Origin of the sequence: Streptomyces sp. NPDC012827 (assembly GCF_042900905.1) — a bacterium.
GTDB classification, from domain to species: domain Bacteria; phylum Actinomycetota; class Actinomycetes; order Streptomycetales; family Streptomycetaceae; genus Streptomyces; species Streptomyces gulbargensis.
This window is the reverse complement of record NZ_JBIBBY010000004.1, coordinates 369,710-395,500: the sequence shown is the minus strand read 5'-3', so window position 1 is coordinate 395,500 and position 25,791 is coordinate 369,710. Positions and strand designations below refer to the sequence as shown.

Genomic DNA, 25,791 nt, shown 5'->3' with positions numbered 1-25,791 from the left:
CGGGCACCCCCGGCTCGCCGGTGCCTCAGGCGTCCAGGAAGGACGCCACCCGGCGCGCGAACCACTCCGCGTCGTCGTGCCACGGGTAGTGGCCCGCCCCGGGCAGGACCGCCAGTTCGGCCCGCGGAAAGAGCTCCGCGTACGCGGTGGCCGTCGGCACCGGGGTGTTCACGTCACCCTCCCCGGCGACCACGAGGACCGGCCGCGCGAAGGCCGCCAACGCCGCCCGCGTCACCGCCGGTTCGAAAGCGCCCTCGCTCCCGTGCACCGCCGCGCCCTCCGCGTTCCGCCGCCGCGCCGACGCGGCGTGCCGCTCCCGGGCGGACACGTCCCAGGTCCCGTGGAAGAAGGGCGCGACCGCCTCGAACGTGCCGGCCGAGCCGCGCCCCGCCGTCAGCTCCTCCAGGGCCGCGTACGCCGGGCCGAACCACGGCTCCGCGCTCCGCAGCCGTGCCGCCGCCAGCCGCGCCTCCCCGGGGGTGTCGATCCCGACGGCCGCCGTGCCCGGGGTGACGAGGACCAGCCGGCCGACCCGCTCCGGGTACCGCGCCGTGTACAGCGCGGCCAGGTTCGCGCCCGCCGAGTGCCCGAGGAGGTCGACCGTGTCGAGCCCGAGACGGACGCGCAGCGCCTCCACGTCCTCCACGAGCCGGTCGCAACGGTACGAGGCCGGATCGTCCGGCACCGCCGAGTCGCCGGTGCCGCGCGGATCGAGCCGGACCAGGCGGCGGCGGGCGTCGAGTCCGCCGAGGTCGCCGAGGTAGGCGGAATCCTGGAGCGGACCGCCCGGCAGACAGACCAGCGGGGCTCCGGTGCCGGAGGTGTGGAAGGCGAGTACGGTGCCGTCGGGCGCGGGGAAGAAGGACATGGGCGCGACCATGACAGCCGTCTTCTGCCTGGTCAACCGGGATTGCCCGCACCGTGGCAGGCTTGAGGGCATGCGATCTGCTCTCCGTGCCCTCGGCGTGGCCGCGGCCCTGGCCCTGCTCCCCGCCGGGCCCGCCCTTGCCCAAGGGCAGGAGCCCGACCGGGACTTCACGATCGGGGACACCCGGATCACCGAGTCCAGCGGCCTCGCCGCCAGCCGCGCGCACCCCGGTGTCTACTGGACGCACAACGACCAGGACGCGCCCCTGATTTACGGCATCGACTCCCGTACGGGAAAGACCGTCGCGACCCTGACCCTGTCCGGGGTCGGCACCCCCCGCGACATGGAGGCCATCGCCGTGGGCCCCGACGGGGACATCTACGTCGGGGACATCGGCGACAACCTCGACGGCTCCTGGGACCACGTCTGGATCTACCGCTTCCCCGAGCCGAAGACCCTCGGCGACCGCACGGTCGCCGCCCGCCAGTACACCATCCGGTACGCCGACGGACCCCGCAACGCCGAGGCCCTGATGGTCCACCCCGACACCGGCCGCGTCTACATCGCCAGCAAGAACGAGGACGGCGGCGGCCTCTACGCCGGCCCCGAACGGCTCTCCACCTCCGGCCCCAACGTCTTCCGCCGCGTCGCCGAGGTCCCCTGGGTCACCGACGGCGCCTTCTCGCCCGACGGCGAACACCTCGTCCTGCGCGGCTACTTCAGCGCCCGCGAGTACCCGTGGCGCAACGGCCGCCCCGAGGGCGACGGCGCCTCCGTCGGCGCCCCCTTCCAGGGGCAGGCCGAGTCGGTGACGTACACGCTCGACGGCTCGGCGTTCATGTTCGGCTCCGAGGGCCGCGACAGCCGGGTGATCCGGGTGGACCGCACCCGCGCCGACCACCCCTCGCAGGAGCAGCGCGGCACCCCCGACCGGCCGGGCGCCGCCTCCCCGACCCCGCCGGCCGCCGGTGGTCCCGGCGGTGAGCAGGGGAACGCCACCTTCGGCTTCCTGGTCCTCGCCGGTGCCACCGCGCTCGTCCTCGGCGCCAAGCGCCTCCTGCGGCGCGGCGGCGGCCGGGGCGGCGAGTGACCGCCCCCGGGGCGAGACTGGAAGGAGACCGCCGGAGTCCCGAAGCCGGGCGGGGAACGGTCCCCACGAGGTGTGGAGGAATCATGACGGCATTCAGGCGCGAGGACACACCCGTCGCCATCGAAGGCGGTGGCGTCGACTTCCGCACGCGCGAGGCCGGGGGCGGCCTGTCCGTCGCCTTCATCCACCTGCCCGAGGGCACCGACATGGGACCGGCGCTCAAGGGCCTGGAGGACGACCTCTGCCAGTGCCCCCACTGGGGCTACGTCCTCAAGGGGAAGATCAGGATGCGGACCGCCTCGGGCGAGGAGTTCTACGAGGCCGGGCAGGCCTACTACTGGGGACCCGGACACGCCCCCGAGGCGCTCCAGGACACCGATGTCGTGGAGTTCTCCCCGACCGCCGAGTTCACCGCGGTGATCGACCACGTGAAGGCGCAGTCGGCCGCCGGCTGAACCCCGGAGCCGTACGGCGTCACGCGACGGGGCCCGGTGCCGGACGCCTCACGCGTCCCGCACCGGGCCCCGCCGGAAAGGAAACCCGCGCCGCCGCGGGGACCCGCCTACAGCTTCTCGATCACGTGGTCGACGCAGGCCGTCAGCGCCCGCACGTCCGCCGGGTCGACCGCCGGGAACATCGCGATCCGCAGCTGGTTGCGGCCCAGCTTGCGGTACGGCTCGGTGTCGACGATCCCGTTCGCGCGCAGCACCTTCGCGACCGCCGCCGCGTCGATCTCGTCCGCGAAGTCGATCGTGCCGATGACCTGAGAGCGCTTCGCCGGGTCCGTCACGAACGGAGCCGCGTACTTCGACTCCTCCGCCCAGCCGTACAGCGCCTGCGAGGACTCCTTCGTCCGGGCCACGGCCCAGTCGAGACCGCCCTGGCCGTTGATCCACTTCAGCTGCTCGTTCAGCAGGAAGAGGGTCGCCAGCGCCGGCGTGTTGTACGTCTGGTTCTTCAGCGAGTTGTCGATCGCCGTCGGCAGCGAGAAGAACTCCGGGACGTGCCGGCCGGACGCGTGGATCCGCTGCGCCCGCTCCAGGGCCGCCGGCGAGAACGCCGCCAGCCACAGGCCGCCGTCCGCCGCGAACGACTTCTGCGGGGCGAAGTAGTAGACGTCCGTCTCGGCGATGTCGACCGGCAGGCCGCCCGCGCCCGAGGTCGCGTCGACCAGGACGAGCGCGCCCTCGTCGGCGCCCGCGACCCGCTTCAGCGGGGCGGCGACACCGGTGGAGGTCTCGTTGTGCGTGAAGGCGTACACGTCGACGCCCGCCTCGGCCACCGGCTCGGGGTGCGTGCCCGGGTCGGAGGAGATCACGGTCGGCTCGGCCAGCCACGGGGCCAGCTTCGCGGCCTTCGCGAACTTCGAGGAGAACTCGCCGAAGGTGAGGTGCTGCGACTTGTTCTCGATCAGACCGTGGGTCGCGATGTCCCAGAAGGCGGTCGAACCGCCGTTGCCCAGGATCACTTCGTAGCCCTCGGGCAGCGAGAAGAGGTCACGGATGCCGGCACGCACTTCGCCGACCAGGTTCTTCACGGGAGCCTGGCGGTGGGACGTGCCGAGGAGGGAGGTGCCGGTGGCGGCCAGGGCGTCCAGCGCCTCCGTACGCACCTTGGAGGGGCCCGCGCCGAAACGGCCGTCGGCGGGCTTGATGTCAGCGGGAATCTGGATCTCAGCCACGAGCCGGAGGGTATCGGGTCGGAAGGGGTGGGGCGGCCGGATGTCCGCCGGATGAGACGAAGTCTGGGACATCCTGGTCCTGTGGGAAGACACGACGCACTCGCCGCCGCCCTGCGCTCCGCCGTCGCCGGAGACGTCGACTTCTCCGCCGGCGCGCGGGCCCTGACGACCATGGACGCCTCCAACTACCGCCGCGTGCCCGCCGGTACGGTCGCCCCGCGCGACGCCGCCGACGTCGCCGCCGCCCTCGCCGTCTGCCGGGAGCACGGCGTGCCCGTCGTCGCGCGCGGCGGCGGCACCTCCATCGGCGGCCAGGCCACCGGCACCGGCGTGGTGCTCGACCTCACACGACACATGGGACGGCTCCTCTCCCTCGACCCGGACGCGCGCACCGCCGTCGTCCAGCCCGGCCTCGTCCTCGACCGGCTGCGGGAGGCAGCCCGCCCCCACGGGCTGACCTTCGGGCCCGACCCGTCCACGCACAGCCGCTGCACCCTCGGCGGCATGATCGGCAACAACGCCTGCGGGGCGCACTCCGTCGCCCACGGGACCACCGCCGACAACGTGCGCTCCCTCGAAGTGATGACCTACCGGGGCGCGGAGCTGACGCTCGGGCGGGACGGGGCGGGAGCCCCGCCCGGCCTGCTCGACCTCGCCGGCCGGCACCTGGCCCTGCTGCGCACCGGCTACCCGGACGGGCTGCCCCGCCGCATCTCCGGGTACGCCCTCGACGCCCTGCTGCCCGAACGCGGCCACGACGTGGCCCGCTCCTTCATCGGCAGCGAGGGCACGCTCGGGGTGGTGACGGAGGCGACCGTACGGCTCGTTCCGCTGCCCGCCGAGCCCGTGCTCGTCGTCCTCGGGTACGCGGACGAGAGCGCGGCGGCCGACGCGGCGGCCGGGCTCCTCCCGTACGGGCCCCTGACGGTCGAGGGCATGGCCGCCGACCTGGTGCCGGGCGGCGGGCGGGGCCTGCCGAAGGGCGGGGCGTGGCTGTTCTGCGAGACCGACGGGGAGGCGGCGGCCCGCGCACTGGTCCGGGCGGCGGACGCGGTCGACACGGCCGTGGTCCGCGACCCGGCCGCGCAGCGTGCGCTGTGGCGCGTCCGCGAGGACGCGGCCGGGACCGCCACCCGGGGCCCCGGAGGCGGAGCCGGCCCGGGTCCGGACGGCGACGCCCGAGCCGGGGGAGCGGGCCGGGCAGAGGCGTGGCCGGGCTGGGAGGACTGCGCGGTGCCGCCCGCCCGCCTCGGCGCCTATCTGCGGGAGTTCCGTGCCCTGCTGGCCGAACACGGCCTCCGGGGCGTCCCCTACGGGCACTTCGGCGAGGGCTGCGTCCACGTCCGCATCGACTTCGACCTGTGGACGGCGAAGGGCGTACGCGAGTTCCGCCGCTTCTCCGAGGCCGTCGCCGACCTCGTCGTCGCCCACGGCGGCTCGCTCTCCGGCGAACACGGCGACGGGAAGGCCCGGGCGGAACTGCTCCCGAAGATGTACGGACCGGAACTCGTCGGCCTCTTCGGCGCCGTGAAGGACCTGTGGGACCCGGACGGCGGCCTCAACCCCGGCATGCTCGTCCGCCCCGAACCCCTGGACTCGGGCCTGCGCTTCACCGGCCTGCCGCTCGCCGGACCGGGGCGGGAGGCGGCCCGCTGCGTCGGCGTCGCGAAATGCCGCACCGGCGGAGCGGCCCCCGCCCCGGCGGCCGGAGCTCCGGTCCCGGCACCGGCGCCGGGCACGGGCGTGATGTGCCCCTCGTACCGCGTCACCGGGGAGGAGAAGCACTCCACCCGGGGCCGGGCGCGCCTGCTGCACGAGATGGCGCTCGGCGAGGTGATCACCGACGGCTGGCGCTCCGAGGAGGTCCGTGAGGCGCTCGACCTCTGCCTGTCCTGCAAGGGCTGCCGCAGCGACTGCCCGGTCGGCGTCGACATGGCCGCGTACAAGGCGGAGTTCCTCGACCGGCACTACGCGGGCCTGTCCGCCCTGCGCAGGCCGCGCGCCCACTGGACGGTGGGCCGGCTGCCGCACTGGCTCGGCGTCTTCGGACGCGGCCTGAACGCGGCCCTGCGTCTGCCGTTCGCGACCCGCCTCGCCGGGATCACGCCCGAACGGTCCCTGCCGAGGGTGGCGGAGCGTTCCTTCACCTCCTGGTACGGGGAGCGCGGCTCGACCCGCCCGCCCGCGCTGACCCTCTGGCCCGACACCTTCACCGAGCACCTGGCCCCCCAGGTCGGGCGCGCCGCCGTCCGGGTCCTGGAGGCGGCGGGGCTCGGCAGCACGCTGCCGCCGGGCCGGGTCTGCTGCGGGCTCACGTACGTGTCCACCGGCCAGCTGCGCGCCGCGCGGAGGGTCATGCGCCGCGCCCTCGACGTCACCGAGAACATCCGGGGACCGGTCGTGGTCCTCGAACCCTCCTGCGCGGCCACCCTCCGCACCGACCTGCCGGCCCTGCTGCCGGACGACCCCCGGGCCGGGCGTCTGGCCGCGTCCGTACGCACCTTCGCGGAGGCCCTGGAGACCCTCGCGCCCGACTGGGAACCGCCGCGCCTCGACCGCCCCGTCACCGGGCAGACCCACTGCCACCAGCACGCCGTCCTCGGCGACGCCGCGGACCGGCGGCTGCGTGCCCGCGCCGGGCTCACCGGCGACCTCGCGGGCGGCTGCTGCGGCCTGGCGGGCGACTTCGGCGTCACCCCCGGCCACTACGAGGTCTCCGTCGCCTGCGCCGAGGACCAGCTGCTCCCTGCCCTCAGGGCGGCCCCCGAGGACGCGGCCGTCCTCGCGGACGGCTTCTCCTGCCGCACCCAGATCGGCGACCTGACCGACCACCGGGGCCGCCACCTCGCGGAACTCCTGGCGGAGGGCCTCCGGGAGGGGCTGGAGGACGGGTAGGGGGCTGGGGCGCGGGGTTCCGGGGGCGGCCGCACCGCAAGCCCGCGAAGCAGGGCACGCCGTTGTGCGCCGCCCGCTGCCGCGTGCGCCTCGTGACCCACGTTCCCCCGATCGAAGGGAGGTTCGCTCTTTCGGGCCCCGCGCCCCGCCGGGCCCGTTACGCTCCGCCACAGCCGACAATGGGGGTGAATTCCTCGTGGTCAACGTCCGCGATCTGGATCCGAGCGCCTCACCGCTGAGCTACTACGGATCCGAACTCCGCCGCCTCCGCGAAGCCGCAGGCCTCCGACAAGCCCAGTTGGGCGAGATCGTGTACTGCACGGGCTCCCTCATCGGCCAGATCGAGACCGCGAAGAAGGTCCCCACCCGGGACTTCTCCGAGCGCATCGACGCCGCCCTGATGACGGGGGGCGTGTTCTCGCGCCTGATCGGCCTCGTGCTGCGGAGCCAGCTTCCGAACTGGTTCCAGCCGTACGCGGAGATGGAAGCGAAGGCCGCGTACATCTCCACGTACCAGTGCCAGCTCGTCTACGGCCTGCTGCAGACGGAGGCGTACGCCCGTGCCGTGCTGAGCGTCGAGGGCACCGACACACTGGACGAGAGGGTGGCGGCCCGCATGGAGCGGCAGCGGATACTCGACCGCGACCACCCGCCCGTCCTCTGGGTCGTCCTGGACGAGGCCGTCCTGCACCGGGAGATCGGCGGACCGGAGGTGATGCGCGAACAGTTGGCGCACCTGCTGAGCTTTGCCGACAACCCGTGGGTGCACATCCAGGTGCTGCCGAACACGGTGGGAGAACACCCTGGCCTACTCGGCTCCTTCAACCTCCTGCGTTTCGAGGACGACCCCGACCTCTTCTACTGCGAGACCTACGACTCGGGTCACATGACCGCGAATTCCCAGGTGATCAGGGAACGTTCCGTCGGTTACGCTCGCCTTCAGGCGATGGCGCTCTCGCCAGAGGATTCCGCCACGCTGATCGCGCGCGTCATGGAGGAACGGTATGGACCCGGTGCAGTGGCGTAAGTCCTCGTACAGCGGCCCCAATGGTGGCGACTGCGTCGAGTGCGCCCCCCTCGGGTCCGTCGCCTGGCGGAAGTCCTCGTACAGCGGGTCCAACGGCGGCGAGTGCGTCGAGGTCGCCGATCTTTCCGCCCACGTCGCCGTGCGGGACTCCAAGGACCCCGCCGGGCCCCACTTCCGTGCCACGCCCGCCGCCTTCGCGGCGTTCGTCGTCGCCGCCGCGCAGGGGCGGCTCGGCTAAAGCTCTGACGGTTCGGCGCGGATGATGTCGCGGGCCATGGCGACCAGCGCGGCCGTCGCCGGATGCGGGAAGGCGTCGCGCCAGGCCAGGAGGACCGGGAGCGGTGGGGCGTCGGTGAGCGGGCGGTAGGTGACGCCCGGGTACGGGTGGAGCGCGGCCGTGGAGGCGGAGGTGACGCCGACGCCCCGGCCGGCGGCGATGGCGGTGAGCCAGTCGTCGGTGTTGGCGACGGTGAGGGTGCTCGTCGGGCGGGCCGCGGGCGGCCAGAGGGCCGGTGTGGTGGTTCCGGAGACGGTGTTGAGGACCACCGTCTCGCCGGCGAGATCCGCGAGGGCCAGGGAGGGCCGGGCGGCGAGGGGCCCGTCGGCGGGGAGCGCGGCCACGCGGGGTTCGGTGGTCAGTTCGGTGGTGACGAGGCCGGGGGCCTCGACCGTGCCGCGCAGGAGGGCGGCGTCGACCTCGCCCCGGGCGAGACCGGCCGTGCGGTCGTCCACGCGGAGCAGCTCCAGCGGGGTTTCCGGGTGCTCGCGCTGCCAGCGGCGGAGCAGGGGCGTGGTGTACCGGCCGAACGCCGACCAGGCGTGTCCGAGGCGCAGGGGCCGGTGGCGGAGACGGGCCGGGTCGACGGCCGCTTCGAAGGCGGCGAGGGCGGCGGCCGCCCGGTCGCGGAAGGCGTGCCCTTCGGCCGTGAGGGCCAGGTGGTGGGTGGAGCGGTCCACCAGCCGTGCGCCGAGGTGCTGTTCGAGCGCGGCGAGCGTGCGGGAGACGGCCGGCTGGGTGAGGTGGAGTCGTGCCGCCGCCCGCGTCAGGCTCGACTCCTCCGCGATGGCGAGAAAACAGCGCAGATGACGCAGCTCGATGCTCATGCGTCCGGAGCATAACCCCAGCGCAATCGGCATTTCCCGTGCCGCGCGGAGGGCTCGTAGCGTGAAAGCGGAATGCCGACGACAGTACGAGCGTGGTCCAGTGTGATGTACTGGGAGTCCAGCCTGCTGAACTGAACGTGTGAGGAGTCGCCCCCGTGGACAGCCCGGTCAAGGACGTCATCCCGGCCGCGCCGGTCACCACCCCGGAGGTGGCGGCCGTCCCGGACCCGGCGGGCGGGAGCGCGGGCCACCGGTTCGGGCCCGTCGCGCTCGTCGTCGCCGGCGGCCTCTCCGTCCAGTTCGGGTCGGCGGTCGCCGTGCTGCTGATGCCCCGGGCCGGTGCGCTCGGTGTCGTGACGCTGCGGCTCGTCCTGGCCGCCGCCGTGCTGCTGATCGTGTGCCGGCCGAAGGTGCGCGGCTACGGCCGCGCCGACTGGGGCACCGTCGTCGCCTTCGGCACCGCCATGGCGGGCATGAACATCCTCTTCTACCAGTCCGTCGACCGGATCCCGCTGGGCGCCGCCGTCACCCTGGAGGTGCTCGGCCCGCTCGCCCTCTCCGTCATCGCCTCGCGGCGGCTGCTCAACCTCCTGTGGGCCGGGCTCGCCCTCGCCGGTGTCGTCCTCCTCAGCGGCGGCGGCTTCGACCGGCTCGACCCGGCGGGTACGGGCTTCGCCCTCGCGGCGGGCGCGATGTGGGCCGCGTACATCGTCTTCAGCGCCCGGACCGGCCGCCGTTTCCCGCAGGCCGACGGACTCGCGCTGGCGATGGCGTTCGGTGCGGTGCTCACCGTGCCGTTCGGCATCGCGGAGGCGGGCGACAAGCTCCTCGTACCGTCCACGATCGGTCTCGGCCTCGCCGTCGCGCTGATGTCCTCCGTCCTGCCGTACACGCTGGAGATGCTGGCCCTGCGGCGGCTGCCCGCGCCCACCTTCGCCATCCTGATGAGCCTGGAACCGGCCATCGCGGCCACCGCCGGCTTCCTCGTCCTCAGCCAGGCCCTGGCCGTCACCGACGCCCTGGCCATCGCCCTCGTCATCGCGGCGAGCATGGGCGCGGTCCGCACGCAGGTGGGGCCGGCCCGCTCCCGCCGGAAGGCGGCGGACCGCCGGGGCGCCTGAGCGGCGCCCGGACCGGAGCGGTGACCGGCCGGCCCGTGCGGGCCGGCCGCACCGGCGACCCGCCCGCCCGTCGGTCCCCGGCCGTCCGCTCGCCGGCTCTTAAACTGCCGCGCATGATCGCCGAACTGCAGTGCGTCGTCCTCGACTGTCCCGACCCGAGGGAACTCGCGGAGTTCTACCGCGCGGTGCTCGGCGGGGAGGTGGACAGGCCCGACGAGCGCTGGGAGCCCGACGACAGCTGGACCACGCTGCACGTGCCGAGCGGACAGGTGCTGTGCTTCCAGCGGGCCGCCGACCACCGGCCGCCGACCTGGCCGGACCCCGAGCGCCCGCAGCAGTTCCACCTCGATCTCCAGGTCCCGGACCTCGACGCGGCGCAGGAGCGGGTCCTCGCGCTCGGGGCGCGGCTGCTGGACGACGGCGGCGGCGACCGGGTGTGGCGGGTGTACGCGGATCTCGCCGGCCACCCGTTCTGCCTGGTCCGGCACCGTCCGTCCGGGCGCTGACCCGATCCTGTCGGACCTTGGCCGCCGGGCTGTTTCGGCGCCCCGCCCCCGGCGCGGACGATGGAGCCGTACCACCGACGCGCGGCAACCGCCGCCGTCCCGCCGAGGAGGGGAGCCGGGCATGGCCCTGGAGATGCGAGACCGGTGCGAACGCTGCGGGACGGCGGGCCTCGGCCCGGACGGGTCCGCCGCCATCTGCTCGTACGAGTGCACCTTCTGCGTGCCGTGCGCCGAGGCCATGAGCGGTGTCTGCCCCAACTGCGGCGGCGAACTGGTCGCCCGCCCGCGCCGCGTGGCCCCGGCGTGACCGGGGACCTCTACACCAGCGCCCCTTCCACCGCCGTGTAGGTGACGCCGTGGTCCGCGAGGGCCTCGGAGACGACGCCGGGTCGGGCGGTGAGGGCGAGCAGCAGGTGTTCGTCGCCGATGGTCTTCTCGCGGCGGCCGAGGCAGACCCGCAGGGAGCCTTCGAGCACCTTCTTGGCCTCGCGGGTGAAGGGGCGGCGCCCGGAGCGGCGGGACGTGGGCGGGCGGTCGTGGGTGAGGGCGCCGGTGCCGTGGGTCTCCTCGACGCGGGCGACGATCTCCGTGACGTCGATGCCGAGACCGGCGAGCGCGTCGGTGTCGGCCTTCGACAGGCCGCCCCGCCGGCGCGCCTCGGTCAGGGCGGCCTCCAGGGAAGCGCGGCGCGGGCCGGTCAGGCCCAGGGCGCGCAGGGCGGTGGCGGCCCGGGTGTCCTCCTGGTCGAGAAGGGCGAGGAGCAGGTGCTCCTCGGTGACGGTGGGGGCGCCGAGGCGTTCGGCGCGGGTCACGGCTCCCGTGACGACGGCCCGCGCTCCCGGCGAGAAACGTTCGAACATCAATGCCTCCCGTGCTTCTTGTGGACGGCCTGGCGGCTGACGCCGAGTTCGGCGGCGATCTCCTGCCACGACCAGCCCTGGGCGCGTGCGCTGCGGACCTGGACGGCCTCCAGCTGTTCGAGGAGGCGCCGCAGCGCGGAGACGGCGCGCAGGCCGACCCGGGGATCGCGGTCGCCCGCGCGGGCGGCGAGATCGGTTGCATCGCTCATGCTGTCAACTTAGGTTGACGCCTCCCGCTTGTCAACCGAAGTTGACGACCGAGGTGCTGTGGGAGATCAATTCAAGCAAGCATGCTTGCTTGTTTTCGGGTTGGCTGCCATGCTCCAGGGCACGCCGTCGTGTCCCGAGCCCGCGAGTCTCCCGAGGGGAGCGCACCGTGTCCGACCCCGCCGCCGTCCTCGCCGATCTGCGCGAGGAGAGCGAAGAACTCGACGCCCTCGTCGGCAAGTTGAGCGCGCAGGGGTGGTCGGCCCCCACCCCCGCGCCCGGCTGGACGATCGCCCACCAGATCGCCCACCTCGCCTGGACCGACCGGGCCGCGCTCCTCGCCGCCACCGACGCCGAGGCCTTCGCCGCGGAGACCGAGAAGGCCCTCGCCACACCCGACCGCTTCGTGGACGAGGGCGCGGAGGAGGGGGCACGCCTGCCCCCCGCCGACCTGCTCGCCCGCTGGCGCACCGGCCGGGAACGCCTCCAGGACGCCCTGCGGTCCGTGCCGCCCGGCGCGCGGTTCCCCTGGTACGGGCCGCCCATGAGCGCCCCCGCCATGGCCACCGCCCGTCTGATGGAGACCTGGGCGCACGGGCAGGACGTGGCGGACGCCCTCGGGGTCGTCCGCACGCCGACCGCCCGGCTCCGGCACGTGGCGTGGATCGGCCACCGGGCCCGCGACCATGCCTACCTCGTCCGGGGCGAGCAGGCCCCCGCCGAACCGTTCCGCCTCGAACTCACCGCGCCCGACGGCACCCTGTGGACGTACGGCCCCGAGGACGCCGCCCAGCGCGTCACCGGACCGGCGCTCGACTTCTGCCTCCTCGTCACCCAGCGCGTCCACCGGGCCGACACCGCGCTCGTCGCGCACGGCCCCGACGCCGAACACTGGCTCGGCATCGCCCAGGCCTTCGCCGGACCGGCGGGACAGGGGCGCGCCCCGAAGGGAGCCGCGGCGTGACCCTGCGGATCGGCAACGCCTCCGGCTTCTACGGCGACCGCTTCGACGCCGTCCGCGAGATGCTGACCGGCGGCGAACTCGACGTCCTCACCGGTGATTACCTCGCCGAACTCACCCTCCTCATCCTCGGCCGCGACCAGCTCAAGGACCCCTCCACCGGCTACGCGAAGACCTTCCTGCGGCAGATGGAGGAGGGGCTCGGCCTCGCCCACGAGCGCGGTGTCCGCGTCGTCACCAACGCGGGCGGCCTCAACCCCGCCGGACTCGCCGGCGCCCTGCGCGCCCTCGCCGCGAAGCTCGGCCTGCCCACCCGGATCGCCCACGTCGAGGGCGACCGGCTGCCGCCCGGACCGGGCGTCCTGACCGCCAACGCCTACCTGGGCGGAGCCGGGATCGCCGCCTGCCTCACCGCCGGCGCCGACGTCGTCGTCACCGGCCGGGTCACCGACGCCGCCCTCGTCACCGGGCCGGCCCAGTGGCACTTCGGCTGGGGGCCGCAGGAGTACGACCGGCTGGCGGGGGCGGTCGTCGCCGGGCACGTCCTGGAGTGCGGCGCCCAGGCCACCGGCGGCAACTACGCCTTCTTCGCCGGGCACGACCCGCGCACCTTCCGCCGCCCCGGCTTCCCCCTCGCCGAACTGCACGCCGACGGCTCCTCCGTCATCACCAAGCACCCCGGCACCGGCGGCCTGGTCGACCTCGGCACCGTCACCGCCCAGCTCCTGTACGAGACCTCCGGCGCCCGCTACGAGGGGCCCGACGTGACCGCCCGGCTCGACACCGTACGGCTCACGCCGGACGGGCCCGACCGGGTACGGATCGACGGGGTGCGCGGCGAGGCCCCGCCGCCCACCCTCAAGGTCGCCCGCACCCGGCTCGGCGGCTACCGCAACGAGGTCGTGTTCGTCCTCACCGGCCTCGACATCGAGGCCAAGGCGGCCCTGGTGCGGGCCCAGGTCGAGGACGCCCTCGCGCCCTCCCCGCCCGCCGGCGTGCGCTGGGAACTCGCCCGCACCGACCGGCCCGACGCCCCCACCGAGGAGACGGCCAGCGCCCTGCTCCGGCTCGTCGTCAGGGACCCCGACCCCGAGAAGGCGGGGCGCGCCCTGACAGGGGCCGCGATCGAACTGGCCCTCGCCAGCTACCCCGGCTTCCACGTCACCGCCCCACCCGGGAAGGGTTCCCCCTACGGGGTCTGCGAGGCGGTGCACGTACCCGCCGCCTCCGTCCCGCACACGGCCGTGCTGCCGGACGGCACCCGCCTGGAAATCCCCCCGCCCCGGCCCCCGGCCGCCCCCGCGCCCCCCGTCCCCGCCCCGGAGCTCCCCCCGCCCCTGCCGCCCGGGCCCGTGCGGCGCGTCCCGCTCGGGCGGATCGCCGGGGCCCGCAGCGGCGACAAGGGCGGGGACGCCAACGTCGGCGTGTGGGTCCGCACCGACGAGGAGTGGCGCTGGCTCGCCCACACCCTCACCACCGACCTCTTCCGCACCCTCCTCCCGGAGACCGCCGGCCTGGCCGTCACCCGCCACGTCCTGCCGAACCTGCGGGCCCTCAACTTCACCGTCGCCGGAATCCTCGGCGAGGGCGTCGCCTCCCAGGCCCGTTTCGACCCGCAGGCCAAGGCCCTCGGCGAATGGCTCCGCTCCCGCCACACCGACGTACCGGAGGTCCTCCTGTGACCGTCCTCGCCTCCGCCCTCGACACCGGCGGACCCGACCACGCGGCGCACCGGGCCGCCATGCTGGAGAAGCTGGCCGCCCTGGAGGCCGAACACGCCAAGGCCCTCGCGGGCGGCGGCGAGAAGTACACCGCCCGGCACCGCCGGCGCGGCAAGCTCCTCGCCCGCGAGCGCGTCGAGCTCCTGGTCGACCCCGACAGCCCCTTCCTGGAACTGTCCCCGCTCGCCGGCTGGGGCAGTGACCACACCGTAGGGGCCTCCCTGATCACCGGTATCGGGGTCGTCGAGGGCGTCGAGTGCCTGATCACCGCCAACGACCCGACCGTGCGCGGCGGCGCCTCCAACCCGTGGACGCTGAAGAAGGCGCTGCGCGCCAACGAGATCGCCTACGCCAACCGGCTCCCCGTCCTCTCGCTCGTGGAGTCCGGCGGCGCCGACCTGCCGTCCCAGAAGGAGATCTTCATCCCCGGCGGGGCCCTCTTCCGCGACCTGACCCGGCTGTCCGCCGCCGGCATCCCGACCGTCGCGGTCGTCTTCGGCAACTCGACGGCCGGCGGCGCGTACGTCCCCGGCATGTCCGACCACACCGTGATGATCAAGGAGCGGTCGAAGGTCTTCCTCGGCGGCCCGCCGCTCGTGAAGATGGCGACCGGCGAGGAGAGCGACGACGAGTCCCTGGGCGGCGCCGAGATGCACGCCCGCACCTCCGGCCTCGCCGACCACTACGCCCTGGACGAGGCCGACGCGCTGCGCCAGGCCCGCCGGATCGTCGCCCGCCTCCACCACCGCAAGGCCCACCCCGACCCCGGGCCCGCGCAGCCCCCGAAGTACGACCCCGAGGAACTCCTCGGGATCGTGCCCGGCGACCTGAGGACGCCCTTCGACCCGCGCGAGGTCATCGCCCGGATCGTCGACGGCTCCGACTTCGACGAGTTCAAGCCGCTGTACGGGACCAGCCTGGTGACGGGCTGGGCACGGCTGCACGGCTATCCCGTAGGGGTCCTCGCCAACGCCCAAGGGGTGCTGTTCTCGGCCGAGTCGCAGAAGGCGGCGCAGTTCATCCAGCTCGCCAACCAGCGCGACATCCCGCTCGTCTTCCTCCACAACACCACCGGCTACATGGTCGGCAAGGAGTACGAGCAGGGCGGCATCATCAAGCACGGCGCCATGATGATCAACGCCGTGTCGAACTCGAAGGTCCCGCACCTCTCCGTCCTCATGGGCGCCTCCTACGGGGCCGGCCACTACGGGATGTGCGGCCGGGCCTACGACCCCCGGTTCCTCTTCGCCTGGCCCAGCGCCAAGTCCGCCGTCATGGGCCCGCAGCAGCTCGCGGGCGTCCTGTCGATCGTCGCGCGCGCCTCGGCCGAGGCGAAGGGGCAGCCGTACGACGAGGAGGGTGACGCCGCGCTGCGGGCGCTCGTCGAGGCCCAGATCGAGGCCGAGTCCCTGCCCCTGTTCCTCTCCGGCCGGCTCTACGACGACGGGGTCATCGACCCCCGCGACACCCGCACGGTCCTCGGACTGTGCCTCTCCGCGATCCACACGGCACCGGTCGAGGGCGCGCGCGGCGGCTTCGGCGTCTTCCGAATGTGAGGCCTCTGGTGATCAAGACCGTCCTCGTCGCCAACCGGGGCGAGATCGCGTGCCGGGTGTTCCGTACCTGCCGCGCGCTGGGCATCGCCACCGTCGCCGTCCACTCCGACCCGGACGCGGGCGCGCTGCACGTCCGCCAGGCCGACGCGGCGGTACGGCTGCCGGGGGCCACGCCCGGGGAGACGTACCTGCGCGGCGACCTGATCGTGCGGGCGGCGCTCGCGGCGGGCGCCGACGCCGTCCACCCCGGCTACGGCTTCCTGTCGGAGAACGCCGGCTTCGCGCGGGCCGTGCTCGGCGCCGGACTCGCATGGATCGGCCCGCCCCCCGAGGCCATCGAGGCCATGGCGTCCAAGACCCGCGCCAAGGAACTCCTCGGCATCGCGCCCCTGAAGGACGTCACCGAGGCCGACCTGCCCGTCCTGGTGAAGGCCGCGGCGGGCGGCGGCGGGCGCGGCATGCGGATCGTGCGCGAACTGGCGGCGCTGGAAGCCGAGTTGGCGGCGGCCTCGGCGGAGGCGGCGAGTGCCTTCGGCGACGGCGAGGTCTTCGTCGAGCCGTACGTGGAGAACGGCCGCCACGTCGAGGTGCAGCTGCTGGCCGACACCCACGGCACCGTGCTCACGTTCGGCACCCGCGACTGCTCCCTCCAGCGCCGGCACCAGAAGGTGATCGAGGAGGCCCCGGCGCCCGGCCTGTCGGCCGCCCTGGAGGCGCACATGCGCGACACGGCCGTGCGGGCGGCGAAGGCCGTCGGCTACTTCGGGGCGGGCACGGTCGAGTTCCTCGTCGCCGGCGGCCGGGCGCACTTCCTGGAGATGAACACCCGCCTCCAGGTCGAGCACCCGGTCACGGAGGCGGTGCACGGCGTCGACCTGGTCGCCCTCCAGATCGCCGTCGCCGAGGGCCGGGCGCTGCCCGCCGCGCCGCCCGCCGCGCCGCGCGGCCACGCGGTCGAGGCCCGGCTCTACGCCGAGGACCCGGCACGGGACTGGGCCCCGCAGACCGGCGTCCTGCACCGCTTCGAGATGCCGGGCGCGCGGGACGCCGGGACCGGCGCGCCCTCGGTCCGGGTCGACACCGGATACGTCTCGGGTGACGCCGTCACCGTCCACTACGACCCCCTGCTCGCCAAGGTGATCGTCCACGCCCCCACCCGGGAGGAGGCGCTGCGCAAGCTGGCCCACACCCTGGAGCGGGCCCGGATCCACGGGCCCGTCACCAACCGGGACCTGCTCGTCGCCTCGCTGCGGCACCCCGAGTTCACCGATCCCGCCCGGCTCGACACCGGCTTCTACGACCGGAACCTGGACACCCTGACCACCACCCAGCCCGGCGAGGAGTACGCGGCCGTCGCCGCCGCCCTCGCCGGGGCCGCCGCCCGCCGGGGCCGCTTCGGCGGCGCCTGGCGCAACGTCCGCTCCCAGGACGAGGTGCGCGTCCTCGGCGGCCACGAGGTCCGCTACCGGCCGACCCGCGACGGCGGCTACGAGGTTTCCGCCCCCGAGGGCGTCCGGGTCGTGGCGGCGGAACCCGGCCGGGTGAGCCTGGAGATCGCCGGCGTCGTCCGGCACTTCGACGTCACGGCGTACGAGGACGGGAACGGGGGCGGCGGCACCGTCCACGCCGGGCCGCACCGCCTCACCGCCCGCCCCCGCTTCGAGGACCCGCGTGAGCGGACCACGGCCGGTTCGCTGCTCGCCCCCATGCCCGGCACCGTCGTCCGGGTCGCGGACGGCCTCGCCGTCGGCGGCCCGGTGACCGCCGGCCAGCCGCTGCTGTGGCTGGAGGCCATGAAGATGGAGCACCGCGTCACCGCTCCCGCCTCCGGCACGCTCACCGCGCTCCACGCCGCCCCCGGCCGCCAGGTCGAGGTCGGTGCCCTGCTCGCCGTCGTACAGCCCGCCGCACCGGCCGGGACCCCGGCCGCCGCGTCGCCGGGCGCGCCGTCCCCCGTACCGACCGAAGCACAGGAGGACCCGTCAGCATGAGCACCGACATCGAGCCCGCCGAGCACACCGCGCTCCGCGCCGCCGTCTCCGCCCTCGGCCACCGCCACGGCCCCGGCTTCGACCGGGCCACCCTGTGGGCGGAGGCCGGGAAGCTCGGCTACCTCGGGGTGAACCTGCCCGAGGAGTACGGGGGCGGGGGCGGCGGCATCGGCGAACTGTCCATCGTCCTGGAGGAGGCGGGCGCCGCCGGGGCCCCGCTGCTCATGATGGTCGTCTCGCCCGCCATCTGCGGCACGGTCATCGCCCGCTTCGGCACGGACGCGCAGAAACGCGCGTGGCTGCCGGGCCTGGCCGACGGCACCCGCACCATGGCCTTCGGCATCACCGAGCCCGACGCCGGATCCAACGCGCACCGCATCACCACCACCGCCACCCGCACCGAGGACGGCTGGGTCCTGAACGGCCGGAAGGTCTTCGTCTCGGGCGTGGACATCGCGGACGCGACGCTGATCGTCGGCCGCACCGCCGACGCCCGCACCGGCAGCCTCAAGGCCTGCCTGTTCATCGTCCCCAGGGACACGCCCGGCTTCGGCCGCCGGCACATCGAGATGGAGCTCGACGCCCACGAGAAGCAGTTCGAACTCACCCTGGACGACGTGCGCCTGCCGGCCGACGCGCTCGTCGGCGACGAGGACGCGGGCCTGCTCCAGCTGTTCGCCGGGCTCAACCCGGAGCGGATCATGACGGCCGCGTTCGCGATCGGCATGGGCCGGTACGCCCTCGGCCGGGCCGTGGCGTACGCGAAGGAACGGCAGGTGTGGAAGGCGCCCATCGGCTCCCACCAGGCCATCGCCCACCCGCTCGCCCAGGCCCACATCGAACTCGAACTGGCCCGCCTGATGATGCGGAAGGCGGCGCGCCTGTACGACGCGGGCGACGACACGGGCGCGGGCGAGGCCGCCAACATGGCGAAGTACGCGGCGGCGGAGGCGTGCGTGAAGGCGGTCGACACGGCCGTCCACACGCTCGGCGGAAACGGCCTGACCAAGGAGTTCGGCCTCGCCCGGCTGATCACGGCGGCCCGGGTGGCACGGATCGCGCCGGTCAGCCGGGAGATGATCCTGAACTACGTCTCCGTCCACTCCCTGGGCCTGCCCAAGTCGTACTGAACGGCGACGGCGCAGGCGGCCTGGACCGCCGTCCCGCCCGCCGATTTCGGTAAACCGGCCCCCGCTTGTGGAGGACCTGTGTACGCTCCCGCCACTTCGCCCTAGCGGCCCGATCCCTCCGGGAGCACCCACGTGTACCAGCACAACACGCCGTACCCCCCTCCTCCGCCCTGGGCTCCGCCCCGCCGCTGGTGGCAGCACCCCGCTCTGGTCGTCGTCCTGCTGGTGATCTTCCCGCCGGCCGGTATCGCCCTGGCGTGGCTGAGCCGCTGGAGCACCCGGACCAAGATCGTGGCCACGGTCCTCTCGGCCCTGTGGTTCCTCCTCGCCCTGCTCATGGACGACCCCGAGCAGCGGAAGACGGAGGACCCGAAGCCCGTCTCGACGGCCACGGCACCCGCCACCACGGAGCCCCCGAGCCCCAGCCCCACCCCGACCCCCACTCCGGCGGCCGCGTCCTCGTCGGCCGCGCCGTCGACGGAGCCGGCGCCCGAACCGACGACGGAGGCGACGACCGAGGCGCCCGAGCCCACCGCCGTCCCGACGACCGAGGCGCCCGCACCGACGCGGACCGCCGTGGCCGTGCCCACGACCACCCGCGCCCCGGCCCCGCGCCAGACCACCCGGCAGGCCGAGACCGCCGAACCGACCGAGACGGCCGACGAGTCGAGCGTGTACTACGCCAACTGCTCGGCCGTCCGCGCCGCCGGAGCCGCCCCGATCCGCGTGGGCGACCCCGGCTACGCCCGTCACCTCGACCGCGACGGCGACGGCGTGGCCTGCGAGCGCTGACGCACCGGACCCCGGGGGCCCAGGGCCCCCGGGCCTCCCGGCCGCCCCCGGAACCATGCGGGCGTGCCTGCTTGTTTCCCGGGGTACGGAAAAGGTCTGCCCACGCCGTACCGGTATCCGCGATCCCGGCGCTCAGCCCCCGCCCCGCCCGCCCTCCCGCGGGGCGGCGCCCGGAACGCACCTCCGTCGAGAGTTGAGGAACCGCACGTGACCTTGATCAGCAGCACCGAGGAGCGGGGCATCGCCACCCTCGCCCTCGACTCCCCGGCCACCCGCAACGCCCTCTCCGCCCCCCTCGTCGGTGAACTCGCCGACGCCCTGGCGGCCTGCGCGAAGGACCCGGCCGTCCGGGCCGTCGTCCTCACCCACACCGGCACCACCTTCAGCGCGGGCGCCGACCTGAAGGCGCCGCCGAGCCCGTACGCCTTCGTCGACCTGCTCCGGCGGATCGTCGAACTGCCGAAACCCGTCGTCGCCCACGTCACCGCCGGCTCCCACACCCGCGCGGGCGGGGTCGGCATCCTCGGCGCCTGCGACATCGTGCTGGCGGGCGAGGGGGCCGACTTCGCCCTCACCGAGGTGCGGCTCGGGGTCGCGCCCGCCGTCGTCTCCCTCACCCTGCTGCCGCGCCTGGAGCCGCGCGCCGCCGCCCGCCACTACCTCACCGGCGAACGCTTCGGTGTCCCCGAAGCCGTCACCATGGGGCTCGTCACGGCCGGCGAGGAGGCTCTCGACGGCATCCTCGACGCCCTGCGCGCGGCCTCCCCGCAGGGTCTGCGCGAGGCGAAGCGGCTGGTCACCGCTAGAGTCCTGGAGACCTTCGAACGCGATGCGGAGGACCTCGTGCAGAGGTCGGCGACGCTGTTCGCCTCCGCCGAAGCACGCGAAGGGATGACGGCCTTCCTCGAACGACGGGACCCCGCATGGCGGCTGTGACCGCACCCAAGCAGGACCGGAGCCGCGCCACCCGGCAGCGGCTCCTGGAGGCCGCCGTGTCCTGCCTGGCCGAGCACGGCTGGGCGGGCTCCACGGTGGCCGTCGTCGCCGAACGGGCCGGCGTCTCCCGGGGCGCCGCCCAGCACCACTTCCCGACCCGCGAGGACCTCTTCACCGCGGCCGTCGAGTACGTCGCCGAGGAACGCTCCCAGGCCTTGCGCGCCCTGCCGGCCCGCGACCGCGAGGAGGCCGTCGCCGGCATCGTCGCCCTCTACACCGGCCCCCTCTTCCGGGCCGCGCTCCAGCTGTGGGTGGCCGCCGCCCACGAGGACCAGCTCCGCGACCGGGTCGCCGAGCTGGAGGCCCGCGTCGGCCGCGAGTCCCACCGCATCGCCGTCGAACTGCTCGGCGCCGACGAGTCCCGGCCCGGCGTCCGGGAGACCGTCCAGGGCCTCCTCGACATGGCCCGCGGCCTGGGCCTCGCCACCCTCCTCACCGACGACACCCCCCGCCGCGAACGGGTGGTGTCCCAGTGGGCCCGCCTGGTCGGCGAGGCCCTGGACGGCTAGGTTCTGTCTCCCGGTCAGCGCACCCCGAAGCGCTCGGCCCAGTCGGCCACGTCCGCGGTCGTGACGTTGCCGCCGCAGATCACCAGGCCCAGCCGGGCGTCCTCGCCGACGCGCGTGAGCACCCGGCGGGCGGCGGGCAGCAGGCATCCGGCGGCGGGTTCGGCCCACACCTTGGCGTGCTCGGCCAGGTCGAGGGTGCCCCGCACGGCCTCGGCGTCGGTCACCGTGACGACGTCCGTGACCAGGGCGCGGACGTGCTCGTAGGTGAGGGGCGAGACGCTGGGGGCGCTCAGCGTGGAGACGACCGAGGACAGCTCGACCGGCACCGGGCCGCCCGCGGCCAGCGCCGCCGACATGGCGGCGGCGCCCTCGGTCTCCACACCCCACACGCGGACGCCGGGGCGGAGCGCGCGCAGGGCGGCGGCGACACCGGCGATCAGGCCTCCGCCGCCGATGCTGACGAGGACGTCGGTGAGCTCGCCCGCGTCCTCGGCGAGTTCCAGGCCGACCGTGCCCTGGGCGGCGACGACGGCGGGGTCGTCGAAGGGGTGGACGGCGGTGAGCCCGGAGGCCCGGTACTCGTCCATGAGGGCGAAGGCCCGGCCCATGGTGTCGGCGAGGACCACGTCGGCGCCGGCCGCCTTGGCGATGTCCACCGCGCGGGCCGGGGCGGACCGCGGCATGACGACGGTCGCGCGGACGTCCAGCGCGCCCGCCATCACGGCGAGCGCGATGCCGTGGTTGCCGCCGCTCACCGCGACCACCCCCGCGGCCCGTTCGGCCTCGTCGAGCGAGAGGAGCTTGGCGGTGGCCCCGCGCGCCTTGAACGAGCCCGTGCGCTGAAGCAGTTCGAGTTTCACGGTGACGTCCGCGCCCAGGAGGGCGGACAGCCCGACGCCGGGCAGCGTCGGGGTCCGTACGACGTGGTCCTTGATGCGTTCGGCTGCGGCTTCGAGGTCCGCGACAGTGGTCAGCACGCGACCACTGTGCCCCACGGGGCCCGTTCGCGTCGCCGGTCAGACACCCGGGATCTCGCGGGCCCGGAAGGCGTCCCGTACGGCCTGCGCCGCGCCCGCCCCGTACATCCGCTCCGCCGTCGCGACCGTCGTCCGCGCCGCCGCCGCGAAGCTGGTGCCGGCGGTGAAGCCGAACTGCGCGTTGATGATGATCCGGTCGGCCGTGCGGGCGCCGAGCGACCGGCGGATGTCGAAGAGGGCGCGCGACCAGATCTCGCCGTCCGCGTGGACCTCGCCCTCCCGGTCCGCGTACGTCTTCGCGCTGTCCAGGCGGCGCAGGCAGTGCGGGGCCTCGCTGTAGCCGGTCGCGTCCCAGTCGGCGACGCAGGCCTGCTCGGCCTTCACGGGCCAGCCGTACTTCGCGGCGGCGTGGGTGCCGACCGCGACGGCCAGGTAGTCACCGAAGGCCTCGCCGATCGAACCGGCCTCGACGGAGGTGCCGAAGCCGGGGACCTGCGCGTGGTGCACGGCGTGCCCGTACTCGTGCAGGATCACCTCGGCGTCCTCGGCGTCGTCCACCCCGCCCTTGCCGAAGCGGATCTCCGCCTTCTTGTCGGTGAAGTACGAGTTGTCGGCGCCCCACTGGTTGAGCCGCACCGGCTGCACCCGGTCGTTGGCGCCGGGCAGTTCGGTGCCGAAGCCGAGGCCCTGGAGGTACTCCTGGCCCTCGTTGACCCAGAAGTACGCCATGACCTGCTCGAACTGGTCCTGGGAGCGGTCGTACGAGGCGGCGTCGGCGACCTTCGCGGGGGCGCCGGTCTCCGAGCGGACGGTGACCCACTTCCCGGACAGGGTGCCGCTCGCGTCGAGGTTCCGCAGGGTGGCCAGGGCGTAGGCGGAGGCGGGCACGTCGGTGGCCGCGTCCTTGTGGTCGGCGAGGGTCTGGTCACCGGTGGACTGGACGGGGTTCACCATGAAGACCCGGCCCTGGGGCAGGGGCGCGGCGCTCGCCCCCGTGAGCGGGAGCAGGGCGGTGGTGGCGACGGTCGCGGCGACCAGGCCACGGAACGAGCGGCGGCGGGACATGGACATCCTCCTGCGCGGGGACGCGGCGACGAGATGATTGGCATGGGCGTGTCATGCGTGGCGGCGATCTTCGCGCACCGCCGCCGCTTTGAACAGGTCCGCGCCCCTCGCCGCACTGTGACCCGGGCCACAGGCGCGGGGGCCCGCCCGCAGTACCCTGGTCGCATGCCTCTGCTCGTACGCCGCCGCCACGTGGACTTCGTCCGCGTCACGAGCATGAGCTGTCGCCGCTCCGCCTGACCTGCCGGGGCCGTCACCTCCGTCACCCCGCCGGGTCCCTCATCCGAGCCCTGTCGACCGGCACCCGCGGCCCCCGCCCCACCCCTGGCGGCCGCCCCGGGCACCCGTACACCCCGCGGACGCACCCATGACCCACAGCAGCACCCTCGGCACCCCTCCCCAGGCGACCCCCGGCACCCGTGCCACCTCGCGCGCCGGCGCCCCGGCGGCCCCCGCCGCCCCGCGCAGCTCGTACGCCTCACAGCTCCCGATCGTCGACCTCTCCGCCGCCGGCCGGGGCCCCCAGGCCCGCCGGCTCCTGCACGCCCAGCTCCACTCGGCCGCCCACGACGTCGGCTTCTTCCAGCTCGTCGGACACGGCGTGACCGAGGCCGAGACGCAGGCCCTCACCACCGCCATGCGCGCCTTCTTCGCCCTCCCCGAGGCCGACCGGCTCGCCCTGGACAACATCAACTCGCCGCACTTCCGCGGCTACACCCGCATCGGCGACGAGCGCACCCAGGGTGCCCGCGACTGGCGCGACCAGCTCGACATCGGCGCCGAGCGCCCCGCGCACACCCCCGCCCCCTGGGAAGCCCCCTACTGGTGGCTCGAAGGCCCCAACCAGTGGCCCGCCGCCCTCCCCGGGCTCCGCACCGCCGCGCTCCACTGGATCGACCGGCTCAGCGGGGTCGCCGCCCGTCTCCTGCACGAGCTGCTCGCCTCCATCGGCGCGCCCGCGGACTTCTACGACGACATCTTCGGCCCCCACGCCCACCCGCAGCTCAAGCTGGTGCGCTACCCGGGCAGCAGCGGCGAGGGCGACGACCAGGGCGTCGGCGCCCACAAGGACTACGGATTCCTCACCCTGCTGCTCCAGGACCAGGTCGGCGGCCTCCAGGTCCAGCGGGAGGACGGGGACTTCCACGACGTGCCGCCGCTGCCCGGAGCCTTCGTCGTCAACCTCGGCGAACTCCTCGAAGTCGCCACCGACGGCTATCTCGTCGCCACCAACCACCGGGTGGTCTCCCCGCCCGGCGCGACGGAACGCTTCTCCGTCCCGTTCTTCTACAACCCGCGGCTCGACGCCCGGATCGCCCCGCTCGACTTCCCGTACGCCTCACAGGCCCCCGGCGTCACGGCCGACCCGGCGAACCCGCTGTTCGCCGAGTACGGCTACAACGCCCTGAAGGGCAAGCTCCGCGCCCACCCGCTGGTGGCGGCCCGCCACCACGCGGAGCTGCTCCTGCACCCCGAGGGTCAGCCGGCGATGTCGGCGTAACCCTCGATCTCGCGCGGGTCCCGCTGGCCGGGACCCGTGTAGCGGGCCGAGGGACGCACCAGGCGGCCGGTGCGCTTCTGCTCCAGGATGTGCGCCGACCAGCCGGCCGTCCGGGCGCACGTGAACATCGACGTGAACATGTGCGCCGGGACCTCGGCGAAGTCCAGGACGATCGCCGCCCAGAACTCTACGTTCGTCGCCAGGACCCGGTCCGGGCGGCGGTTGTGCAGCTCCTCCAGCGCCGCCTTCTCCAGCGCCTCGGCCACCTCGAAGCGCGGCGCCGCCAGCTCCTTGGCCGTGCGGCGCAGGACGCGGGCGCGCGGGTCCTCGGCGCGGTAGACGCGGTGGCCGAAGCCCATCAGGCGCTCGCCCTTGTCGAGGGCCTGCTTCACGTACGCCGTCGCGTCGCCGGTGCGCTCGATCTCCTCGATCATGCCGAGGACCCGCGAGGGCGCGCCGCCGTGCAGCGGGCCGGACATGGCGCCGACGGCGCCGGACAGCGCCGCCGCGACGTCCGCGCCGGTGGAGGCGATGACACGGGCGGTGAAGGTGGACGCGTTCATGCCGTGCTCGGCGGCCGAGGTCCAGTACGCGTCGACGGCCTTCACGTGCTTCGGGTCGGGCTCACCGCGCCAGCGGATCATGAACCGCTCGACCACCGACTGCGCCTTGTCGATCTCGCTCTGCGGCACCATCGGCAGCCCCTGGCCGCGCGCCGACTGGGCGACGTACGAGAGGGCCATGACGGCGGCGCGGGCGAGATCGTCACGCGCCTCCTCGGCGGAGATGTCCAGGAGCGGTTTGAGGCCCCAGACCGGCGCGAGCATGGCGAGCGCGGACTGCACGTCCACGCGGATGTCGCCGGAGTGGACGGGGATCGGGAAGGGCTCGGCGGGCGGCAGACCGGGGTTGAAGGCGCCGTCGACCAGGAGGCCCCACACGTTGCCGAAGGAGACGTGGCCGACGAGATCCTCGATGTCGACGCCGCGGTAGCGGAGCGCGCCGCCCTCCTTGTCGGGTTCGGCGATCTCCGTCTCGAACGCGACGACTCCCTCGAGCCCGGGTACGAAGTCGGACATCAGGCGGCTCCTCTATCGATGATCGATCAACCGGGTCACGGTCGATGGCGGGATTCAACAGTCGTCCGACCGAAGAGTCTGTACGGTTCCGATGATGCGGGGAAGCGTGACATCCGGCACACTGCGCCGAACCGGCGAGGGAGGGTTAGCGGCA

Annotated in this window: 25 protein-coding genes; 17 read left to right on the top strand and 8 right to left on the bottom strand. The window is 74.5% G+C overall.

Features of this window, described 5'->3' with window-relative positions; genetic code table 11:
• Window positions 1–25: 25 nt before the first annotated feature.
• Entirely contained in the window at window positions 26–868 is an 843-nt protein-coding gene (locus tag ACFY60_RS11265) for an alpha/beta fold hydrolase (RefSeq protein ID WP_388610512.1), read from the bottom strand.
• Window positions 869–938: 70 nt separating this feature from the next.
• Between ACFY60_RS11265 and ACFY60_RS11260 the strand changes: the two genes are divergently transcribed.
• Together ACFY60_RS11260 and ACFY60_RS11255 are read left to right on the top strand one after the other, a co-directional pair.
• The gene (locus ACFY60_RS11260) at window positions 939–1,958 is read left to right on the top strand and encodes a YncE family protein (protein WP_388610513.1); all 1,020 of its coding nucleotides are present in this window, start codon (window positions 939–941) and stop codon (window positions 1,956–1,958) included.
• 83 nt (window positions 1,959–2,041) lie between these two features.
• Complete coding sequence (locus tag ACFY60_RS11255; RefSeq protein WP_388610515.1) at window positions 2,042–2,413, top strand: hypothetical protein; 372 nt, start codon at window positions 2,042–2,044, stop codon at window positions 2,411–2,413.
• Window positions 2,414–2,520: 107 nt separating this feature from the next.
• Here ACFY60_RS11255 and serC read toward each other — a convergent pair whose 3' ends face one another.
• A complete protein-coding gene (gene serC / locus ACFY60_RS11250; RefSeq protein ID WP_309052550.1) occupies window positions 2,521–3,639 on the bottom strand; it encodes a phosphoserine transaminase in 1,119 nt (372 codons plus the stop codon).
• A 51-nt stretch (window positions 3,640–3,690) separates the two neighbouring features.
• Here serC and ACFY60_RS11245 point away from each other — a divergent pair, with 51 nt between their 5' ends.
• The 3 genes from ACFY60_RS11245 to ACFY60_RS11235 all read left to right on the top strand — a co-directional run bounded on the left by ACFY60_RS11245 (window position 3,691) and on the right by ACFY60_RS11235 (window position 7,799).
• On the top strand, window positions 3,691–6,534 hold the full coding sequence (locus tag ACFY60_RS11245) for an FAD-binding and (Fe-S)-binding domain-containing protein (RefSeq protein ID WP_388610517.1): 2,844 nt from the start codon (window positions 3,691–3,693) through the stop codon (window positions 6,532–6,534).
• A gap of 196 nt (window positions 6,535–6,730) precedes the next feature.
• Window positions 6,731–7,561: a helix-turn-helix transcriptional regulator gene (locus ACFY60_RS11240; protein ID WP_309052552.1), complete on the top strand. Its 831-nt coding sequence runs from the start codon at window positions 6,731–6,733 to the stop codon at window positions 7,559–7,561.
• Entirely contained in the window at window positions 7,539–7,799 is a 261-nt protein-coding gene (locus ACFY60_RS11235; RefSeq protein ID WP_388610519.1) for a DUF397 domain-containing protein, read from the top strand. Before ACFY60_RS11240 ends, ACFY60_RS11235 begins: the two co-directional genes overlap by 23 nt.
• On the opposite strand, the gene ACFY60_RS11230 is transcribed toward ACFY60_RS11235, so the two are convergent.
• Window positions 7,796–8,665, bottom strand: coding sequence for a LysR family transcriptional regulator (locus ACFY60_RS11230; RefSeq protein WP_388610520.1), 870 nt, complete (start codon window positions 8,663–8,665; stop codon window positions 7,796–7,798). The genes ACFY60_RS11235 and ACFY60_RS11230 overlap by 4 nt on opposite strands.
• Window positions 8,666–8,844: 179 nt before the next feature.
• On the opposite strand from ACFY60_RS11230, the gene ACFY60_RS11225 reads away from it, so the two are divergent.
• From ACFY60_RS11225 to ACFY60_RS11215, 3 genes are all read left to right on the top strand, one after another.
• Window positions 8,845–9,786 (top strand): DMT family transporter, encoded by a 942-nt coding sequence (locus tag ACFY60_RS11225; protein ID WP_388611024.1) that lies wholly within the window; start codon window positions 8,845–8,847, stop codon window positions 9,784–9,786.
• Window positions 9,787–9,899: 113 nt separating this feature from the next.
• Window positions 9,900–10,292 (top strand): VOC family protein, encoded by a 393-nt coding sequence (locus ACFY60_RS11220; protein ID WP_388610522.1) that lies wholly within the window; start codon window positions 9,900–9,902, stop codon window positions 10,290–10,292.
• Window positions 10,293–10,413: 121 nt separating this feature from the next.
• On the top strand, window positions 10,414–10,599 hold the full coding sequence (locus tag ACFY60_RS11215; RefSeq protein ID WP_388610523.1) for a DUF1272 domain-containing protein: 186 nt from the start codon (window positions 10,414–10,416) through the stop codon (window positions 10,597–10,599).
• A gap of 10 nt (window positions 10,600–10,609) precedes the next feature.
• On the opposite strand, the gene ACFY60_RS11210 is transcribed toward ACFY60_RS11215, so the two are convergent.
• Both ACFY60_RS11210 and ACFY60_RS11205 read right to left on the bottom strand, forming a co-directional pair.
• The gene (locus ACFY60_RS11210; RefSeq protein ID WP_388610524.1) at window positions 10,610–11,152 is read right to left on the bottom strand and encodes a Clp protease N-terminal domain-containing protein; all 543 of its coding nucleotides are present in this window, start codon (window positions 11,150–11,152) and stop codon (window positions 10,610–10,612) included.
• Window positions 11,152–11,361, bottom strand: coding sequence for a helix-turn-helix domain-containing protein (locus tag ACFY60_RS11205; protein ID WP_309053078.1), 210 nt, complete (start codon window positions 11,359–11,361; stop codon window positions 11,152–11,154). Before ACFY60_RS11205 ends, ACFY60_RS11210 begins: the two co-directional genes overlap by 1 nt.
• Window positions 11,362–11,528: 167 nt before the next feature.
• Here ACFY60_RS11205 and ACFY60_RS11200 point away from each other — a divergent pair, with 167 nt between their 5' ends.
• From ACFY60_RS11200 to ACFY60_RS11165, 8 genes are all read left to right on the top strand, one after another.
• Window positions 11,529–12,323, top strand: a complete 795-nt coding sequence (locus tag ACFY60_RS11200) for a TIGR03084 family metal-binding protein (RefSeq protein WP_388610526.1) — start codon at window positions 11,529–11,531, stop codon at window positions 12,321–12,323.
• Window positions 12,320–14,002 (top strand): acyclic terpene utilization AtuA family protein, encoded by a 1,683-nt coding sequence (locus tag ACFY60_RS11195; RefSeq protein WP_388610527.1) that lies wholly within the window; start codon window positions 12,320–12,322, stop codon window positions 14,000–14,002. The genes ACFY60_RS11200 and ACFY60_RS11195 overlap by 4 nt, the downstream gene beginning before the upstream one ends.
• Window positions 13,999–15,597, top strand: a complete 1,599-nt coding sequence (locus tag ACFY60_RS11190; protein WP_388610529.1) for an acyl-CoA carboxylase subunit beta — start codon at window positions 13,999–14,001, stop codon at window positions 15,595–15,597. Before ACFY60_RS11195 ends, ACFY60_RS11190 begins: the two co-directional genes overlap by 4 nt.
• 8 nt (window positions 15,598–15,605) lie before the next feature.
• The gene (locus ACFY60_RS11185; RefSeq protein ID WP_388610531.1) at window positions 15,606–17,588 is read left to right on the top strand and encodes a biotin carboxylase N-terminal domain-containing protein; all 1,983 of its coding nucleotides are present in this window, start codon (window positions 15,606–15,608) and stop codon (window positions 17,586–17,588) included.
• Complete coding sequence (locus tag ACFY60_RS11180) at window positions 17,585–18,718, top strand: acyl-CoA dehydrogenase family protein (protein WP_388610532.1); 1,134 nt, start codon at window positions 17,585–17,587, stop codon at window positions 18,716–18,718. The genes ACFY60_RS11185 and ACFY60_RS11180 overlap by 4 nt, the downstream gene beginning before the upstream one ends.
• Before the next feature lie 132 nt (window positions 18,719–18,850).
• Window positions 18,851–19,510 carry an excalibur calcium-binding domain-containing protein gene (locus tag ACFY60_RS11175; protein WP_388610533.1) on the top strand — a complete coding sequence of 220 codons (660 nt, stop codon included), beginning with the start codon at window positions 18,851–18,853 and terminating at the stop codon, window positions 19,508–19,510.
• A gap of 207 nt (window positions 19,511–19,717) precedes the next feature.
• Window positions 19,718–20,446, top strand: coding sequence for an enoyl-CoA hydratase family protein (locus ACFY60_RS11170; RefSeq protein ID WP_388610535.1), 729 nt, complete (start codon window positions 19,718–19,720; stop codon window positions 20,444–20,446).
• Complete coding sequence (locus ACFY60_RS11165) at window positions 20,434–21,015, top strand: TetR/AcrR family transcriptional regulator (RefSeq protein ID WP_388610537.1); 582 nt, start codon at window positions 20,434–20,436, stop codon at window positions 21,013–21,015. The genes ACFY60_RS11170 and ACFY60_RS11165 overlap by 13 nt, the downstream gene beginning before the upstream one ends.
• 14 nt (window positions 21,016–21,029) lie before the next feature.
• On the opposite strand, the gene ACFY60_RS11160 is transcribed toward ACFY60_RS11165, so the two are convergent.
• On the bottom strand, window positions 21,030–21,989 hold the full coding sequence (locus tag ACFY60_RS11160) for a threonine/serine dehydratase (RefSeq protein ID WP_388611026.1): 960 nt from the start codon (window positions 21,987–21,989) through the stop codon (window positions 21,030–21,032).
• A gap of 42 nt (window positions 21,990–22,031) precedes the next feature.
• Window positions 22,032–23,057: a M4 family metallopeptidase gene (locus ACFY60_RS11155; protein WP_388610539.1), complete on the bottom strand. Its 1,026-nt coding sequence runs from the start codon at window positions 23,055–23,057 to the stop codon at window positions 22,032–22,034.
• Window positions 23,058–23,424: 367 nt separating this feature from the next.
• On the opposite strand from ACFY60_RS11155, the gene ACFY60_RS11150 reads away from it, so the two are divergent.
• Window positions 23,425–24,558, top strand: a complete 1,134-nt coding sequence (locus ACFY60_RS11150; protein WP_388610541.1) for an isopenicillin N synthase family dioxygenase — start codon at window positions 23,425–23,427, stop codon at window positions 24,556–24,558.
• On the opposite strand, the gene ACFY60_RS11145 is transcribed toward ACFY60_RS11150, so the two are convergent.
• On the bottom strand, window positions 24,537–25,637 hold the full coding sequence (locus ACFY60_RS11145; RefSeq protein WP_309050181.1) for a citrate synthase 2: 1,101 nt from the start codon (window positions 25,635–25,637) through the stop codon (window positions 24,537–24,539). The two genes, ACFY60_RS11150 and ACFY60_RS11145, sit on opposite strands and share 22 nt — an antisense overlap.
• Between the last annotated feature and the right edge of the window lie 154 nt (window positions 25,638–25,791).

What these genes read in the sequence shown, in the direction of transcription:
- ACFY60_RS11265 (WP_388610512.1), bottom strand. Translation starts at nt 868, where the DNA reads ATGTCCTTCTTCCCCGCGCCCGACGGCACCGTACTCGCCTTCCACACC.
- ACFY60_RS11260 (WP_388610513.1), top strand. Translation starts at nt 939, where the DNA reads ATGCGATCTGCTCTCCGTGCCCTCGGCGTGGCCGCGGCCCTGGCCCTG.
- ACFY60_RS11255 (WP_388610515.1), top strand. Translation starts at nt 2,042, where the DNA reads ATGACGGCATTCAGGCGCGAGGACACACCCGTCGCCATCGAAGGCGGT.
- ACFY60_RS11245 (WP_388610517.1), top strand. Translation starts at nt 3,691, where the DNA reads ATGAGACGAAGTCTGGGACATCCTGGTCCTGTGGGAAGACACGACGCA.
- ACFY60_RS11235 (WP_388610519.1), top strand. Translation starts at nt 7,539, where the DNA reads ATGGACCCGGTGCAGTGGCGTAAGTCCTCGTACAGCGGCCCCAATGGT.
- ACFY60_RS11230 (WP_388610520.1), bottom strand. Translation starts at nt 8,665, where the DNA reads ATGAGCATCGAGCTGCGTCATCTGCGCTGTTTTCTCGCCATCGCGGAG.
- ACFY60_RS11220 (WP_388610522.1), top strand. Translation starts at nt 9,900, where the DNA reads ATGATCGCCGAACTGCAGTGCGTCGTCCTCGACTGTCCCGACCCGAGG.
- ACFY60_RS11215 (WP_388610523.1), top strand. Translation starts at nt 10,414, where the DNA reads ATGGCCCTGGAGATGCGAGACCGGTGCGAACGCTGCGGGACGGCGGGC.
- ACFY60_RS11210 (WP_388610524.1), bottom strand. Translation starts at nt 11,152, where the DNA reads ATGTTCGAACGTTTCTCGCCGGGAGCGCGGGCCGTCGTCACGGGAGCC.
- ACFY60_RS11205 (WP_309053078.1), bottom strand. Translation starts at nt 11,361, where the DNA reads ATGAGCGATGCAACCGATCTCGCCGCCCGCGCGGGCGACCGCGATCCC.
- ACFY60_RS11180 (WP_388610532.1), top strand. Translation starts at nt 17,585, where the DNA reads ATGAGCACCGACATCGAGCCCGCCGAGCACACCGCGCTCCGCGCCGCC.
- ACFY60_RS11165 (WP_388610537.1), top strand. Translation starts at nt 20,434, where the DNA reads ATGGCGGCTGTGACCGCACCCAAGCAGGACCGGAGCCGCGCCACCCGG.
- ACFY60_RS11155 (WP_388610539.1), bottom strand. Translation starts at nt 23,057, where the DNA reads ATGTCCCGCCGCCGCTCGTTCCGTGGCCTGGTCGCCGCGACCGTCGCC.
- ACFY60_RS11150 (WP_388610541.1), top strand. Translation starts at nt 23,425, where the DNA reads ATGACCCACAGCAGCACCCTCGGCACCCCTCCCCAGGCGACCCCCGGC.
- ACFY60_RS11145 (WP_309050181.1), bottom strand. Translation starts at nt 25,637, where the DNA reads ATGTCCGACTTCGTACCCGGGCTCGAGGGAGTCGTCGCGTTCGAGACG.